This is a genomic window from Microbacterium sp. NPDC058342 (genome assembly GCF_042723935.1).
Lineage (GTDB): Bacteria > Actinomycetota > Actinomycetes > Actinomycetales > Microbacteriaceae > Microbacterium.
In genome coordinates, this window is sequence record NZ_JBHXID010000001.1 from 1 (window position 1) to 14,276 (window position 14,276).

Below are 14,276 nucleotides of genomic sequence, written 5' to 3' on the forward strand. Positions count from 1 at the left end.
AGCGGATGTTCCTGCCGGCTCCGGGCGTCGACGGGTGCTTCCGCGTCGAGTCGGGGGGCGGCGGCGGGGGGGGGCCCCCCCCCCCCCGCGGCGCCGCACCTCGAGCGGTTCCCGGCGCTGGGCGCCGGCCGCTCCGGCAGGTGCCTCGCATCCCCTCGCGAGGCACCTGCCACCTCCGTCCGTGGCGGAACCGCGCCCGGGGTCGGGCGTCGACACGGAGCCGGGAGCCCGGAGTTTCGCGTCAGGCGGCGGACGACGCCCGCTCGATGAGCTCCATGGGCACCAGCGTCTCGACGCCGATCTGCTCGCCCTTGATCAACCGCACCACCGTCGCCATCATCGCGGCGCCCTTCGCGCCGGTGTGCAGGTCGACCGTGGTCAACTGCGGCGTGGTGCTCGTCGAGAACACGTTGTTGTCGACCGTGGCGATCGCGACATCCTCGGGCACCCGCAGGCCGGCCTCTTTCAGCGCGCTCAGCGCTCCCGACGCCATCTGCGCCGAGGCGATGAAGAGGGCGTCGAACGGGGCATCCGCTTCGACGAGCCGCCGGGCCGCGTCCGCGCCGCCGGCCGGGGTGTAGTCGCCCTGCTCGCTGAGGCCGGGCTCCAGCCCGGACGCGGCGAGCGCCTCGCTCCATCCCTGCATGCGCTCGCGTCCGGCCGAGGTGTCGAGCGGGCCGGAGATGGTGGCGATGCGCCTGCGCCCGCGCTCCGCGAGGTGCTTCGTGGCCAGCGCGCCGGCGGCGACGTTGTCCGCATCGACGACGTGGATCTCGTCTCCCATGTCCCCAGGCGGCCGCACGCCGAACACGACCGGAAGGGTGCGGGCGAGTTCCCGGTACGACGACGACGCGCTGTGATGCGACAGGATCAGCGCGCCGTCGACGTTGCCCCGACGCAGGAACTGGTGGGTCTTCTCGGGATCGTTCTCCGACTCGATGAGCAGGGTCAGGGAGTACTCGGTCGACGATGCGTGCATCGCCGCGCCCTGGATGACCTCGGCGAAGTACGGGTCGGCGAAGAACTCGGCCGTGCGCTCGGGGATCATCATGGCGACGGTCTGCGTGCGCCGGCGCGCGAGGCTGCGGGCCGCCCGGTTGGGCACGTACCCCACCTTCGCGATCGCCGCGTTCACCCGCGCGATGGTCTGCTCGGTGACACGGGGGGACCCGTTGATCACCCGGGACGCCGTGGAGCTGGAAACTCCTGCCAGAGCCGCGACCTCTTCCAGGGTCGGGATCCACGGCTGCGCCTTGCGGGGCGGCTCCGTCGTCACTGTCGTCTCCTGCTGCCCGTCGGGCGCGTTCGTGGGTTCCTCGCTGCGGAGGTGGGCTTACTCACCGTACGACATAACCACCGGATCCTCAGCGCGGGATGACGTGTTCGTCGATGAGGCGGGCGATCCAGAGACCGCTGTCCTTGACGGTGCGCTCCTGCGTGACGTAGTCGACGTGCACGATGCCGAACCGCTTGCTGTAGCCGTAGCCCCACTCGAAGTTGTCGAACAGCGACCACACCAGGTATCCGCGCAGGTCGACGCCCTGCTGCAGCGCCCGGTGCGCGGCGGTGAAGTGCCGGCGCAGGTAGTCGACGCGCTGCTGGTCGTGGACCCGGGCGCCCTCCGGCTCGTCGTCGAACGCCGCTCCGTTCTCGGTGACCATCAGCGGCAGTCCGGGATGCTCGCGACTGAGCGAGAGGAGCAGATCCTCCAGTCCGTCGGGGGCGATGTTCCACCCCATCGACGTGTAGGGACCCTCCTGCAGCGGGAACTCCACGCCGTCGCCGCCCGGCCAGGACGATCCACCCATGTCCTTGTGGCCGTCGGCGCGCTCGCGAGGGGCGACGCCGTCCCACGCGCGCACCAGGGTCGTGGAGTAGTAGTTCACGCCGAGGAAATCGAGCGGCTGGTGGATGATCGCGGTGTCGCCGGGTTGCACGAACGACCAGTCGCTGATCGACTTCGTGTCGTCGATGAGATCCTGCGGATATCCGCCGAGGAGCATCGGCTGGGTGAAGGACCGGTTGGCCAGCGCATCGATGCGACGCACGGCATCCGCACTCGTGTCGTCGGCCGGCCGGACCACGTGGAAGTTGAGGGTGGCGGAGACCTCGGCCCCGGGGACGATCTCGCGGATCACCGGCACGGCCAGGCCGTGCGCGAGATTGAGATGGTGCATGGCGGCGAGCGCGGCGGCTCCATCGGTGCGGCCGGGGGCGTGCGCGCCCGAGCCGTAGCCGAGGAAGGCGCTGCACCACGGCTCGTTCAGGGTCGTCCACATCCGCACCCGGTCTCCGAGTGCCTCGGCGACGATTCGCGTGTACTCCGCGAACCGGTAGGCGGTCTCGCGGTTCGTCCAGCCGCCGGCGTCCTCGAGCGCCTGCGGCAGGTCCCAGTGATAGAGCGTGGCGATGGGGCGGATGCCGCGGTCGATGAGCCCGTCGACCAGCCGGCTGTAGAAGCCGATGCCCGCTGCGTTCGCGGGGCCCGTTCCGGTCGGCTGGATCCGCGGCCAGGCGATCGAGAACCGGTAGGCCTCGATGCCGAGCTCGGCCATCAGGTCGAGATCGGCCTCCAGCCGGTTGTAGTGATCGACGGCGACCTCACCGGTGTCTCCGCCGGTGATCTTGCCCGGCGTGGAGCTGAACGTGTCCCAGATCGACGGCCCGCGTCCGTCGGCGCTCACCGCGCCCTCGATCTGGTACGCGGCCGTCGCGGCGCCGATCAGGAAGTCCGCCGGGAACTCGAGCCCCGAGTCGCGATAGTCCGGTCGATCCCTGGTGTGCGGTTGCATCTGGATGGTCATGTCAGCCTTTCACTGCTCCTTGCATGATTCCGGCCACGAGCTGCCGGCCCGCGATGAAGAAGAGGATGAGCAGCGGGATGGTCGAGAGCACGGCCCCGGCGAGCACCATCGAGTTGTCGGGGTTCTGCCCGCCGCTGGCGCTCAGCGCCGCAAGCGCCGTCTGCACGTTCGGGTTGCGCGGGCTGAGCACGAGCATCGGCCACAGGTAGTCGGTCCACGAGGCCATGAAGGTGAACAGGCCCAGCACCGCCATCGCCGGGCGGGCCGCAGGGAAGGCGACGTGCCGGAACGTGCCCCACATGCTGGCGCCGTCCATGCGGGCGGCCTCGATCAGCTCGTCGGGGATGACGTCGACGAGGTACTGGCGCATGAAGAACACGCCGAACGCGGTGACCATCCCGGGCACGATGACGGCCTGCAGGGTGCCGGTCCACTTCCAGTCCGCCATCAGCATGAACAGCGGGATGATGCCGAGCTGGGTCGGGATGGCCATGGTCGCGATCACCGCCAGCAGCAGCCCGGTGCGCCCGCGGAAGCGCAGCTTGGCGAACGCGTAGCCGGCCAGCGTCGAGAAGAACACCACCGAGATGGTGATCGCACCCGAGATGATCACGCTGTTCATCAGCGAGAGCAGGAAGGGCACCGTGTCGAACACCTTGGCCGCGTTGCCGACGAAGTTCGCGCCGGGCAGCACCGCGGGCGGCACCAGGTTCACGTCGGACGACTGGCGGCTGGCGATCGTGAACGACCACCACAGGGGGAACGCCGATCCGGCGAAGAATGCGATCAGCAGCGCATAGGTGAGCATGCCCGGTCGCTCGTAAGCCCCGCGTCGGCGCGCGCTGCGCTGAACGGCCGCGGTGCGTCGCTCCTCGGGCGCGGTCAGGTCCGCCATGCGGGTGGGTGTGACGGTGGCGGTCATGATTCTCCCCGCTTCACCGGCGCGGTCAGGCGTCGGGCACGGACGGTCTTCACATCAGCTGTGCGGACGGCGCGCGTGACCAGGAAGCTGAGCAGGCCGACGAGCATGATGATGACGAACAGGATCCAGGCGGTGGCCGATGCGCGGCCGAAGTCCCGCCGCGGGAAGGCCAGCTCGTACAGGTAGAGGACGATCGTCTGGAACTGACGGTCGCTTCCCCCGTGCGTGCGAGGGTCGAACAGCTTCGGCTCCGTGAAGATCTGAAGTCCCCCGATGGTGGCGGTGATCACGACGAAGACGAGGGTCGGCCGGATCATCGGGATGGTGACCGACCAGAAGCGACGCAGCTTGCCGGCCCCGTCGAGGGTGGCCGACTCGTACACGTCACGAGGAACGGCCTGCATCGCGGCGAGCAGGAGCAGGGCGTTGTATCCGGTCCAGCGCCAGTTCACCATGCTCGCGATCGCGATGTGCGAGGGGAAGACGTCGAAGGACCAGCGGATCGGGTCGAGGCCCAGCGCCTCGAGGATGCCGGCGATCGGTCCGTGGTACTGGTTGAAGATCTGCAGGAAGATGACGGTCACCGCGACCGGGGCCACGATGTACGGCAGCAGGATGCTCATGCGCCAGAAGGTCTTGGCCCGGATCGCCTGATCGAGCAGTGCGGCGATGAGCGTGGCGACGATCAGCTGGGGGATCGCCGAGAGCAGGAAGATGCTGATCGTGTTGAAGAACGCGTTCCAGAAGAACGGATCGGACAGCACCGAGACATAGTTGTCGATGCCGACGAAGTCGCCCTGGCCCTGGAGCAGGTGCCAGTCGTAGAGCGACACGTTCATCGTGTACACGATGGGGAACACCCCGATGAGGGCGAACAGGATGAAGAACGGCGCGACGTACAGGTACGGCGAGAAGGTGTGGTCGAAGCGGCTGACCTTCTGCCGGAACGTCAGCTCCGAGCGGGTCGCGCGGACCGATGTGCTGAACATCGTGGAACCAATCGGGTCGTCGGTGAGGATGCGGAAGGTGCCGCGCGGGCGTCCCGGGCCGCTGTGACCCGGGACGCCCGTGCGATCAGCCGACGATCTGGTCGAGCAGCTCCATAGCCGCGTCCCAGGCCTCATCGGCATCGGTGACCTCGCCCTGGCTGACCCGGTCGAAGATCGGGCCGAAGACGTTGTCCTGGATGTTGGAGTCCTCCGGGCCCTTGACCTGCGCGACGACGCCCTTCGAGCGTTCGGCGAAGATCTTCCCCACCGGCGCGTCGTTGAAGAAGGCGCTCGTGGTGTCGGCCACCAGTTCCTGGCCTTCGAGCGTGCTCGGGAAGGGTCCCGCCTTCTCGAAGGCCGACGCCTGCTGCTCAGGCGAAGCCAGCCAGAGGGCGAGCTTGGCCGCCTCCTCCGGATGCTCGGATGAGCTGGAGACGCCGAGGAACGCGCCACCCCAGTTCGCCGCGCCGCCCGGCAGCACGTTCGCGAAGTCCCAGCCGCTGTCGGTGGTGCCCTCGTCGTAGTATCCCTGCACGATGCCGAGCATCCAGCTGGGGCACATGTACACGGCGAAGTCGCCCGCCTTGGCCTCGGGTCCGACCTCCCAGCCGGGCAGGCCTGCGCCGAGTCCGTCCTTCTCGGCCTGGACGATCTCGGCGAAGTGCGCCTTGAGCACGTCGTTGTCCTTGATGTTGAGGGTCTCGCCGTCCTTCTTGTAGTACCCCTCGGCCTGCTGGTTCACGAACGAGTTCCAGAAGAATCGCGGGCTGTGGTAGAACGCCTTGCCGGTGTTCTCGACGTACTCACGGCCGACCTCGAAGAAGCGCTCCCAGGTCGCGTCCTCTCCGCCGAAGTACTCGGCCACCTCGTCGCGCTCGCTGGGCAGTCCCGCCTTCTCGAACAGGTCGCCGCGGTAGCAGATGCCCTGCGGCCCGATGTCGAGGCCGGCGCCGATGACCTGTCCGTCGGTGGTCGTGCCCTGGTCGTACTTCCAGTCGAGCCAGGTGTCCTTCACGTCCTCGATGCCGTAGTCGCGCAGGTCGACGAAGGCGTCTTCGGGGATGGTGCCGAGCCAGCCCTCCTCGATCGCGACGATGTCGCTGAGGCCTGTTCCGGCCGCGATCTTCGCGTAGGCGTCGTCGCGGGCCGCGCCGCCGCCTTCGAGATTGGTGGCCTCGATGGTGATGTTCGGATTCTCGTCCATGTACTCCTGGTACTTGGCCTCGACGCCCATCGTGCCGAACGTCGTGATCGAGAGGGTGATCTTCTCGTCACCGCCCGCGTCACCACCGCCGGTCGAGCAGCCGGTGGCGGCGAGCGCCAATGCCGTTGCGCCGGCGAGGGATGCGGCGATCCTGCTTCGTGCTGTGTTCACGGTCACTTCCTTGTGTGCGCTGAGTTGACTATGCAAGCGCTCCCACACCACGATCATGGGCGCGCTCCCACGGGGTTGGACATCACCATACGCACGCTCTCGTGGTCGAGTCAAGCGTTTTGTGGGCGCGCTCCCACAGCGGGTATGGTCTTCGGCAACCGGGCACAGCGGCGATTCCGTCAGCCCGTCGCCGCCGAACGCAGGAAAGCCCCGGATCAGTTCAGATCCGGGGCTTCCTGCGTGAAGTGGTTACTTCGCGGCGACGACCTGCAGCGAGATCACGGCGGTGACGTCGTCGTGCAGACGAACGGTCGCCTCGTGCTCTCCCGTGCTCTTGATCGGCGTGGTGATGTGCACCTTGCGCTTGTCGATCGAGCCGAGGCCGGCGGCGGCGACAGCGTCGGCCACGTCGGCCGTCTTCACCGAGCCGAACAGGCGACCCTCGGCGCCGGCCTTGACGGCCAGGCGCACCTTGGTGCCCTCGAGCTTGTTCTTCAGGGCGGTCGCCTCATCGAGGTCGTGGATCGCGCGCGCCGTGCGGGCGGCGCGGATCGACTCGACCTGCTTCTCGCCGCCGCGGGTCCATGCGACCGCGAAGCCCTGGGGGATGAGGTAGTTGCGGGCGTACCCGTTCTTGACCTCGATGACGTCACCGGCGCTTCCGAGCCCGGCGACCTCGTTCGTGAGAATCAGCTTTGCCATGTCCGTACCCCTCAGCGGCCAGCGCCGGCGTAGGGCAGGAGAGCCATCTCGCGAGCGTTCTTGATCGCCTTGGCGATCAGACGCTGCTCCTGCACGGAGACACCGGTGATACGACGGGCGCGGATCTTGCCGCGCTCCGAGATGAACTTGCGAAGCGTTGCGACATCCTTGTAATCGATGACGCCCACGCGGATCGACTTCGCGGGAGCGGTGGGCTTGCCACCCTTCCGCGGCTTGCGGCGGTCGCCGCTCGACTTTCCAGCCATGAGTTTTCCTTTGAGATGTGTTCGGATGCCTTCGGCATCCGCAGTTCTTAGAACGGGGTGTCGTCGCCGAAGCTGCCCGGAGCACTCCAGGCGTCAGCGCTCGAGGAGCCGGGGGTCGACCACGGCTCGTCCGAGACCTGCTGCTGCTGCGGACGCGACTGTCCACCGCCGTTGGATGCGGCCCGCGTGACCTGTGCCGTCGCGTATCGCAGCGAAGGACCGATCTCGTCAACCTCCAGCTCGATCGCCGTGCGGTTGTTGCCTTCGCGGTCCTGGTAGGAGCGCTGACGCAGGCGGCCCTGCGCGATGACGCGCATGCCCTTGGTCAGGGAACCTGCCACGTGCTCGGCGAACTCGCGCCACACCGATGCGCGGAGGAACAGCGCTTCGCCGTCCTTCCACTCGTTGGCCTGACGGTCGAACGTGCGCGGGGTCGAGGCGATGGTGAAGTTCGCCACCGGCAGGCCGTTCTGCGTGTAACGCAGCTCGGGGTCTGCGGTGAGGTTGCCCACCACGGTGATGACGGTTTCGCCGGCCATGATGCTTACGCCTTCGCGACCTTGGGCTTGCGGGCGGCCTTGTCGGCAGCGCGCTTCGCCTCGGCGGCGACCATGGCCTGTGCCTCTTCGGCACGCAGGACCTTGGTGCGGAAGACGAGCTCGCTCAGCTTCAGCTGACGGTCGAGCTCCTGGGTGGCCTCGCTCGTCGCGGTGAAGTTGACGACGGCGTAGATGCCCTCGTTCTTCTTGTTGATCTCATAGGCGAAACGGCGCTTGCCCCAGATGTCGACCTTGTCAATCGAGCCACCATCGTTGGTGATGACCTTCAGGAACTTGTCGAGGTTGGGGGCAACCTGGCGCTCGTCCAGCTCGGGGGTCAGAATGACCATGAGCTCGTACTGGTGCGTCACTTACCCACCTCCTTCGGACTAGAACGGCTCCCGGGACTTTCCCGGAAGCAGGAGGGTGTGTGCATGCCGTCCGCTCGTGCAGAGCAGACAACCACAGCAGTCTACCGGATCGCGACCGATGCTGCCGAACCGTCTCTGTGGGCCTGCTGACCATGTGCGAACGCGAGGAGACGGCGGCATGAATTTCTGGCCGGGGTATTGATATTCCGATATATCGGAGGCCAGGATGAAAGCGCGCCCCGGCGCACCACTGAGAACTGGGCCACCGCCCACCTAACGAAGGAATGAAAATGGACGCAATCCTCGCCCTCGTCACCGGTCTGCTCAACACCGTCCTCGGCCTCCTCAGCGGCCTCGGCCTCTGATTCGGAGCGGGCCGGCGAGACCGGCCCGCTGGCCCGAGCAGCGAAGCCCCGTGGGAACCCACGGGGCTTCGTCGTGCTCGGGCGGCGAATGCCACGGCGCAGCCCGTTCGATCGCCGAGCCGGTCAGCTCCGCACGCGCGAGCCGGCGAGCCGGCGCGACGACTCGGCGAGCGGGCTCGGTGCGAGCGTGAGGTCGACGGCAGAGGCATCCGGAGCATCCGCGCGCCCACGCCGCCGCTTCAGCGCGGTCAGCGCCGAGATCACCGGAGTGACGAGCACGCCGGCCAGCCGGCCGGTGAGCGTGCGGTCCTCATCGCCGAGCACGTTCCTGCGGTGCCAGGCCTCGTGCAGCGCACCGCCCCGAGCACGCGGCACGGTGCGAGCAGGCAGCATCCCCCGGCGTCGCAGCGCGACCAGCCGCTGGGCCTGCTCCCACCAGCGCGAGTCGCGCGGGTCGTGGAAGTAATTGGTGCTCGCCCAGCGGGGCTCGGGATGCCGGAACCGCCGCGCGACGACGTCGTCCGCGCCGCCCAGCAGGCCGCTCTCGGCGAACACCCCGTTCAGCAGATCGGCGTGCACGCCGAAGGTGTCGAGCACGATCACCGGCACGCCCGCCGCCATCGCCTCGATCGCCGCCGTCGAGCTGACCGTGACCAGTCCTTCGGCCGTCTCGAGCGCCTCGGACATCGGCGCGAACGAGAACACCAGATTCTCCGGCGCGTTCTCGAGAAGCTGCGTGTAGCCGTCCCGCTCCTGATGCGCCTCGACCTCCCCGGGCCGCGAGCGGAGCTTGACCACCACGCGCCTGAGCGGATCGGCGACGGCGGCCAGACGCAGGATCTCGGCGATCCGGCGGCGGTCCTCCCGCGCCGACGGCACGAGCGCCTGCGCGGCGAAGACGAGGTCCGTGCCCCCGGCGCGATCGGCGCTGCGGTGCGCGAACGGCAGGGTGGCCAGGGCGACCGGCACCGTCGCGCCGATGGCGCGGCCCAGCCGGGCGTAGGCGGCGACCTCGCGACGGGAGTGCACCACCATCAGATCGCAGTGCCGGCGGTAATGCAGGGCTCCTCGGAGCGCGGGGATCGACATGCCCGGCAGTCCGCTGACCACGACGGGACGGCGCGCGAGACGGTCGATCTCGCGGCTCATCAACCGCACGAACGGCGCTCGTCCCGCGAGCACGACGACATCGGGCATGTCCCGAGCGAGCCACCCGGTCACCTCGGTGAAGGCGACGCGCGTGACGCTTCGCGGATCGCCGGCGAAGCGGGTGCCGGCGATCGCCGCATCCTTCTGCGCGTCGCTGACGGCCAGGGGCGTCCGCACCAGCAGCAGGTGCCGGCTGACATCGTCCACCCGGTCGATCAGATGAGCGGCCCATTTGACGAACGAGTCGGCGTCGCCGATCGCGACCACCCGCAGCCGGGGCGACCGGCTGCCCGGGAACGTCATGCGCCGACGCGGCGCAGCTTGGCCATGGGGGCCAGCTCGCCGGGGTAGACGCGCTTCACCCCGTCGCCGAGCGCCTCCTCGACGACCCGGATGTCGCGCACCAGGCGCTCCAGCCCGGCCGGCTCCAGAGAGGCCGCATGGTCGGATCCCCACATCGCCCGGTCGAGGGTGATGTGCCGCTCCACCGCGACCGCCCCGAGTGCGACGGCAGCGAGCGAGATCTGCAGGCCCCGCTCGTGACCGGAGTAGCCGACCGGCACGCCCGCGTACCGATCACGGAGGGTGGGGATCATCCTGAGGTTCGCCTCTCCCGCCTCCATCGGGTACGTCGAGGTGGCGTGCATGAGGATGGTGCGGTCGGTGCCCAGGGTGTTCAGCGCGCGGTCGATCTGCTCGATCGTCGACATGCCCGTGGAGAGGATGACGGGCTTGCCGGTGTCGCGAAGGGCCTGCAGCAGCTCGGTGTCGGTGAGGCTCGCCGACGCCACCTTGTGCGCGACGACGTTCAGGTCCTCGAGGAACTCGACGCTCGGCACATCCCAGGGCGAGGCGAACCAGTGCAGGCCGGCCATCGTGGCGTGGTCGCCGATCTCGATGTACTCCTCGCGGCCGAACTCGACGCGACGCCGGTAGTCGAGGTAGCTCATGGTGCCCCAGGGCGTCTCGCGCGGGACATCGCGCATGTGCTCGGGCGTGGCGATCTCGGGCGTGCGCTTCTGGAACTTCACGGCATCCGCTCCGGCCGCCCTGGCGACGTCGATGAGCTGCTTGGCGATCTCGACGTCGCCGTTGTGGTTCAGGCCGATCTCGGCGATGACGTAGGCGGGTCGGCCCCCACCGACCACCCGATCCGCGATGCTGACGGTCATGAGGACGCTCCGTTCGATAGGTTCTCCGGTCCGTCCTCCCGGTCTACGCAGCCGAGATGAACCCGCGTCGTCCGTCGCGTGACCGTTCGCGGAAGGGCACGCGACGAAGTCCTCGGGCTGCCGGCGCGGACTCAGCCGCCCAGCATCCGCTCGATGACCTCGCGGACGGCCCCCTCGCCGCCGCGCCGGGTGAGCACGACGCGGGCGGCGGCCCGCACCGCCGGATGCGCGTTCGCGACCGCGACCGGCCAGCCGACGATCCCCAGGGCGCCAAGGTCGTTCACGTCGTTGCCGACATAGGCGACGTCGGCCAGACGGATGCCCCGCTCGGCCGCCCAGGCGGCGAGCGCCGCCGCCTTGTCGTCGATGCCGTGCAGCACGGGCACGCGCAGCTTCTCGGCCCGCCGGGCCACGACCGCGTTCTGCTCGGTGGAGAGGATGAGCATCGGGATGCCCGCGTGCCGCAGACGGGAGACGCCCATGCCGTCCTCACGGCTGACCCGCACGGTCTCGCGCCCGTCGGTGTCGACGCTCGCGGTGTCGTCGGTGTGCACGCCGTCGAAGTCGGTGACGAGCGCCGACGCCGTGATCGGCTCCGGCGCGCCGTCGAGGAGCGCGGCGAGGGAGTCCGCGAGGGCGAGCTGATGCTCGTCGTCGATCTCGATGGCTGTGCGCTCGGGCACCTCGACGATGCCGACGCGCCCGAAGAAGCGGTGTCCCGCCGTGCGGAACCCGGCCGCATCGAAGGCATAGAAGGCACCGGTCTCGAGGAAGTGCGGGTCGCGGTCCTGGCGGCGGGGTCGGTGCGTCGCATCGTGGTTGATCGCGACGGCCCGGCCCGCGGCATCCCGGCCCCAGAGGAATCCGAACGTCTCATGCGCGGAGAAGACGCTGTCGAAGCGCCTCGAGACGATGTGACCGACGGCCTCGGAGATCCCCTCCGATGCGATGAAGGGCGACGTGGCCTGCACGAAGACCACCGTCCCGACCCGCACGCCGTCGGCTTCGAGCACGTCGAGCGCGTGCAGCAGCGCGCTCTCCGACGTGGCGGAGTCTCCGGCGAGGTGGGCGGGTCGCTCGATCACCCTGGCACCGGCGGCTGCGGCGGTCGACGCGATGCCCGGGTGGTCGGTGCTGACGACGACCAGGTCGATCCCGGATGCCGCGGCTGCCGCGCGCACGGCCCGCTCAATGAGCGCGACCCCGCCGACGCGGCGCAGGTTCTTGCCCGGAATCCCCTTCGATCCGCCGCGGGCGGGGATGATCGCGACGGTGATGTTTCCGGTCATCGGCCTCGCGCCGCCTTCCACACTCGGCCGGCGCGGCGCCGGACGCCCGCCACGGTGAGCCGCAGCTCCTCCAGTCGGCCCACGCCACCCGACGAGTCGCCCAGCCGCTGGAGCCGGGTCGGAGCGGGCGCCCCGGGCAGACCGAGCCGGCACAGCCGCTGCGCCGGCACGTACCTCTCGCGTTCGTCGGGCGGCAGCGATCCGAGGAACTCGACAGCCGGCTGCCGCAGGTGCGCCATGATCTGCGGCTGCATGGCGTAGCCGACCGCGTCGACCAGGCGCCGCATGCGCGCCGGCGCCGCGTACTCCGCACGCACCATCGCATCGACGATGGTCGCCGGCATCCTGTTGCTGTTCTGATACGGCCGCAGACCGGCCAGGATCCGCCGCGTGCCCACCGCGTGCACGCGCGTGCCGTACAGGGTTCGCACGGTCGGCAGGACGGTGGAGAAGCCGGCGACGACGTCGGTGGCGCCGAGGCGCTCGGCGACGTGCTCCGCCGGGACGTCACCGGAGAGCACCGCGAAGCCGATCCCGCGCTCCCGCGCCCTCGCCGCGAGCGCCGCGGTCAGGGCGGGTGGCGCCGAAGGGTGCGGGGCGAACACGGCCCGCTCCACTCCGGCATCCGCGGCCCGGTCGATCATCTCCACCTGCATCGCGCGCTCCTCCGCGAGCGGCACCAGTCCCAGCGCCGACAGGTACTGCCCCACCACCAACGCTGTGCGGGCGGGCTCCGCGGCGAGCGCCTCGAGGCTCGGATCCGGCACCGCCTCCCCCGCCTGTCGCAGCACCGCTCCGAACGCGGCCGGCGGCAGCGGCACGCTCCGCGCACCGGTCTGGGCGAACACCAGCGGCTCGACGCCCGCCACGACATCGGCGTGCACGACCCGCGTCACGCGCTCGGCGACCTGCCGCGGGAGGCGGGCGCGGATCGGCGCGTAGGTCATCAGGCCGTCGCCGATCACGCCGATTCGCGCGTCGCGGAACAGCGCCATCAGGGTGCGGGCCGGCGCCACCTGTGGCGACTGGACGAACAGCTCCAGCGGCGCGTCCCCCAGGCCCCACGCCCGGCGCAGCAGTCGCTCCAGCATCGGCAGGTCCTGCTCGTCGGGCTCCCAGCGGGTCGGATGCCGAGGGCCGATCAGCGCGTCCAGCGGCTCCACGCGGTCGAAGCGGGCGCGCAGCGGAGCGAGCCGCCGCAGCGTCGCCACGTCATGGGCGGTCTCGGGCACGGCCGCGGTGTTCGTCGGCACGAGGATGCGCTGCGCGGCGCCGCCCAGCAGTCCCTCGTCGATGGCGGCAGCGGCGGTCATCAGCCCGTACGGGCTGTGCAGGAGGAAGAGCTGGATCATGAGCGGCCGGCCTGCCGCAGCACGCGCGCGAGCACCCGACGGCGCGGCCCGTCGAGGCGGGATGCCGCCGCCTCGACCTGATCGCGGGGCAGCCGCGCCAGCAGGGAGCGGATGCCGGCACGCAGCCGCCTTCGCACCGCCGGTCGCATGCGGCGCGCGCGTACGAGGTGGTGCGAACTGAGCGCCAGCACCGTGAACACCGCTTTGGGCAGCATCCGCTCGGCGTCGCGATCGGCCTCGACGACGTCGATCACCTCACCGAGCGCGCGGGCGAAGTGCAGCTGCCGATCATCGAGCGTCGTCGACAGCGAGTCGGGCAGGCCGCGGCGGTAGAGAAGCTGGGGAGCGTCGACGACGGCGAAGGACGCCGCCTGCAGGTGCAGCCGCCACACCCACGGACGATCCTCGGCGGTGAACAGGCCGTCACCGAAGCCCGCGAGTCCCTGATCGAGCACGCGGCGCTGCAGCATGCCCGCCCATGCGTACGGGTAGTCCACCATGCTGCGATCGTCGATCGGCAGGACGGCGCTCCTCGGGTCGGTGACGACGCCGCGAGGCGTGAACGGCGCGCGCACCAGCCGCCGCTCGGCGCCTCGGACCGTGACGTGATCGGTGCGCACGAAATCGCAGTCGAGCTCCCGCAGCGTCCGATGCAACACGGCCAGCCGGCCCGGCTGCATCCAGTCGTCGCCGTCGAGGAAGCAGAATGCCTCGCCCTCCACGTGCGCGAGCCCCTGGTTGCGGGCGGTCGCCAACCCGCGCGCGACGGGGTTCACGATCACCTCGGCATGCGCGAACCGGGAGGCGTGCTGCCGCATGACCTCGCCGGTGTCGTCCTGGGAGCCGTCGTCGATCGCGACGAGCTTCACCGCCGTCGGGTCGTCGAACTGGCGGGTCAGCGTCTCGAGCGCCGTGCCGACGAAGGCACCGGCATCCTTCGCCGGCACGATGACGGTCACGAGCGGGGCGGCCACCGGGTCA

14 protein-coding genes are annotated in these 14,276 nt (G+C 69.9%); all 14 read right to left on the reverse strand.

Annotated features, from left to right (window positions below):
- Positions 1–241 precede the first annotated feature (241 nt).
- The 14 genes from ACFWHT_RS00005 to ACFWHT_RS00070 all read right to left on the reverse strand — a co-directional run bounded on the left by ACFWHT_RS00005 (position 242) and on the right by ACFWHT_RS00070 (position 14,269).
- Positions 242–1,276, reverse strand: coding sequence for a LacI family DNA-binding transcriptional regulator (locus ACFWHT_RS00005; protein WP_378824296.1), 1,035 nt, complete (start codon positions 1,274–1,276; stop codon positions 242–244).
- Between the two features lie 88 nt (positions 1,277–1,364).
- Positions 1,365–2,804 carry a GH1 family beta-glucosidase gene (locus ACFWHT_RS00010; protein WP_378824298.1) on the reverse strand — a complete coding sequence of 480 codons (1,440 nt, stop codon included), beginning with the start codon at positions 2,802–2,804 and terminating at the stop codon, positions 1,365–1,367.
- A 1-nt stretch (position 2,805) separates the two neighbouring features.
- Positions 2,806–3,726 carry a carbohydrate ABC transporter permease gene (locus tag ACFWHT_RS00015; RefSeq protein ID WP_378824300.1) on the reverse strand — a complete coding sequence of 307 codons (921 nt, stop codon included), beginning with the start codon at positions 3,724–3,726 and terminating at the stop codon, positions 2,806–2,808.
- Positions 3,723–4,715 carry a carbohydrate ABC transporter permease gene (locus tag ACFWHT_RS00020; protein WP_378824302.1) on the reverse strand — a complete coding sequence of 331 codons (993 nt, stop codon included), beginning with the start codon at positions 4,713–4,715 and terminating at the stop codon, positions 3,723–3,725. The genes ACFWHT_RS00015 and ACFWHT_RS00020 overlap by 4 nt, the downstream gene beginning before the upstream one ends.
- Before the next feature lie 85 nt (positions 4,716–4,800).
- A complete protein-coding gene (locus ACFWHT_RS00025) occupies positions 4,801–6,090 on the reverse strand; it encodes an extracellular solute-binding protein (protein ID WP_378824303.1) in 1,290 nt (429 codons plus the stop codon).
- Between the two features lie 249 nt (positions 6,091–6,339).
- Positions 6,340–6,792: a 50S ribosomal protein L9 gene (gene rplI / locus ACFWHT_RS00030; RefSeq protein ID WP_378824305.1), complete on the reverse strand. Its 453-nt coding sequence runs from the start codon at positions 6,790–6,792 to the stop codon at positions 6,340–6,342.
- Positions 6,793–6,803: 11 nt separating this feature from the next.
- Positions 6,804–7,058: a 30S ribosomal protein S18 gene (gene rpsR, locus ACFWHT_RS00035; RefSeq protein ID WP_071641238.1), complete on the reverse strand. Its 255-nt coding sequence runs from the start codon at positions 7,056–7,058 to the stop codon at positions 6,804–6,806.
- Positions 7,059–7,105: 47 nt separating this feature from the next.
- Complete coding sequence (locus ACFWHT_RS00040) at positions 7,106–7,597, reverse strand: single-stranded DNA-binding protein (RefSeq protein ID WP_378824306.1); 492 nt, start codon at positions 7,595–7,597, stop codon at positions 7,106–7,108.
- Between the two features lie 5 nt (positions 7,598–7,602).
- Positions 7,603–7,968, reverse strand: a complete 366-nt coding sequence (gene rpsF / locus ACFWHT_RS00045) for a 30S ribosomal protein S6 (protein WP_193597389.1) — start codon at positions 7,966–7,968, stop codon at positions 7,603–7,605.
- Positions 7,969–8,456: 488 nt separating this feature from the next.
- Positions 8,457–9,785, reverse strand: coding sequence for a DUF6716 putative glycosyltransferase (locus tag ACFWHT_RS00050; protein WP_378824309.1), 1,329 nt, complete (start codon positions 9,783–9,785; stop codon positions 8,457–8,459).
- Positions 9,782–10,654, reverse strand: coding sequence for an N-acetylneuraminate synthase family protein (locus tag ACFWHT_RS00055; protein ID WP_378824310.1), 873 nt, complete (start codon positions 10,652–10,654; stop codon positions 9,782–9,784). Before ACFWHT_RS00055 ends, ACFWHT_RS00050 begins: the two co-directional genes overlap by 4 nt.
- Positions 10,655–10,785: 131 nt before the next feature.
- Positions 10,786–11,943 carry a cytidylyltransferase domain-containing protein gene (locus ACFWHT_RS00060; protein ID WP_378824311.1) on the reverse strand — a complete coding sequence of 386 codons (1,158 nt, stop codon included), beginning with the start codon at positions 11,941–11,943 and terminating at the stop codon, positions 10,786–10,788.
- Entirely contained in the window at positions 11,940–13,295 is a 1,356-nt protein-coding gene (locus ACFWHT_RS00065) for a polysialyltransferase family glycosyltransferase (RefSeq protein ID WP_378824312.1), read from the reverse strand. The genes ACFWHT_RS00060 and ACFWHT_RS00065 overlap by 4 nt, the downstream gene beginning before the upstream one ends.
- Positions 13,292–14,269, reverse strand: a complete 978-nt coding sequence (locus ACFWHT_RS00070; RefSeq protein ID WP_378824314.1) for a glycosyltransferase family 2 protein — start codon at positions 14,267–14,269, stop codon at positions 13,292–13,294. Before ACFWHT_RS00070 ends, ACFWHT_RS00065 begins: the two co-directional genes overlap by 4 nt.
- Positions 14,270–14,276 lie beyond the last annotated feature (7 nt).

Coding starts and splice junctions, on each gene's coding strand:
- ACFWHT_RS00010 (WP_378824298.1), bottom strand. CDS start 2,804: ATGACCATCCAGATGCAACCGCACACCAGGGATCGACCGGACTATCGC.
- ACFWHT_RS00015 (WP_378824300.1), bottom strand. CDS start 3,726: ATGACCGCCACCGTCACACCCACCCGCATGGCGGACCTGACCGCGCCC.
- ACFWHT_RS00020 (WP_378824302.1), bottom strand. CDS start 4,715: ATGTTCAGCACATCGGTCCGCGCGACCCGCTCGGAGCTGACGTTCCGG.
- rplI (WP_378824305.1), bottom strand. CDS start 6,792: ATGGCAAAGCTGATTCTCACGAACGAGGTCGCCGGGCTCGGAAGCGCC.
- rpsR (WP_071641238.1), bottom strand. CDS start 7,058: ATGGCTGGAAAGTCGAGCGGCGACCGCCGCAAGCCGCGGAAGGGTGGC.
- ACFWHT_RS00040 (WP_378824306.1), bottom strand. CDS start 7,597: ATGGCCGGCGAAACCGTCATCACCGTGGTGGGCAACCTCACCGCAGAC.
- ACFWHT_RS00050 (WP_378824309.1), bottom strand. CDS start 9,785: ATGACGTTCCCGGGCAGCCGGTCGCCCCGGCTGCGGGTGGTCGCGATC.
- ACFWHT_RS00055 (WP_378824310.1), bottom strand. CDS start 10,654: ATGACCGTCAGCATCGCGGATCGGGTGGTCGGTGGGGGCCGACCCGCC.
- ACFWHT_RS00060 (WP_378824311.1), bottom strand. CDS start 11,943: ATGACCGGAAACATCACCGTCGCGATCATCCCCGCCCGCGGCGGATCG.
- ACFWHT_RS00065 (WP_378824312.1), bottom strand. CDS start 13,295: ATGATCCAGCTCTTCCTCCTGCACAGCCCGTACGGGCTGATGACCGCC.